Annotated in this window: 1 pseudogene; it reads left to right on the forward strand. The window is 41.6% G+C overall.

The features are described from left to right. A pseudogene (locus CSV70_RS16275) lies at positions 1-1,126 on the forward strand (IS3 family transposase); the annotation flags it as partial. Positions 1,127-1,165: the final 39 nt, after the last annotated feature.

Consider the following 1,165-nt stretch of genomic DNA (forward strand, 5'->3'; position numbering starts at 1 on the left):
CGGCAGGAAAGCGTTGGCGTGCCGCCTATAGAAAAAGCGGAGTGGAAGGCTTACAAGACACACGAAAAACCAATTCAGGCCGTCCATCAGAACGCGACTTGACATCCGAAGAAAAGATTGAACGTCTAGAAGCGAAAAACCGCTTATTACAGGCGGAAAATGAACTGTTAAAAAAGCTCGATCTACTCGAAAGGCAGATGATGAAAAAGAAATCACAATCCAAACGACGCTAAAATATGAACTAATTAATTTCACCATCCAAAAGTATAAATTAGCACGTTTGGTGAGCTACTTATGCGAACTTATGGAGGTATCGCGTTCGGGCTACTATAGGCACTTTGGAGAGAAATCTAAACAGAAACGTGCCGCTCGCGAACAGGCAGACGAAGTTGTAAAGGAAATCATTTTAAAGGCCTATCATTTTCGAGGACGAAAAAAAGGAGCACGCCAAATTAAAATGACACTCGAAAATCAGTACGGCATTACATATAACCTAAAACGCATTCGCCGGATTATGAAAAAATTCGATATCATCTGTCCCATCCGCAAAGCCAACCCAGCACGTCGTATGGCAAAGGCGACGAAAGAGCACCGCACATGTGAAAACACGTTACAACGTGAGTTTAAGCAAGGGGTGGCTGGAAAGGTATTATTGACCGACATCACCTATTTGACATATGGAAATGGCAAACGTGCTTACTTGTCAACGATTAAAGACGCCCAAACGAATGAAATTTTAGCCTATGAAGTTTCTTCTTCGTTAGGTTTGGAGATCGCAATGAATACGCTTCGCAAACTAAAGAAACATCGTCATTTAATGACAGATGCCTTTATACATTCAGATCAAGGATTTCATTATACAAACCCAAAGTATCAGGCAGCAGTGAAGAAAATGGGGTTAGGACAATCGATGTCACGCAGAGGGAACTGTTGGGATAATGCTCCACAGGAATCATTTTTCGGTCACTTCAAGGATGAAACCAATATAAAAGATTGTGAGACAATGGAAGAAGTTAGGCGGGAAATCAAGAGTTATATGACGTACTATAACCATTATCGCGGGCAGTGGAACTTGAAAAAGCTGCCGCCTGCAGAATACAGACGACAGCTTCAACAAGCAGCTTAGGCTTTTTTTATAATTGTCCTTTACAAAGGGTACATTTTA

Origin of the sequence: Sporosarcina sp. P25 (assembly GCF_002743235.1) — a bacterium.
In the GTDB taxonomy this organism is placed as follows: Bacteria; Bacillota; Bacilli; order Bacillales_A; family Planococcaceae; genus Sporosarcina; species Sporosarcina ureae_B.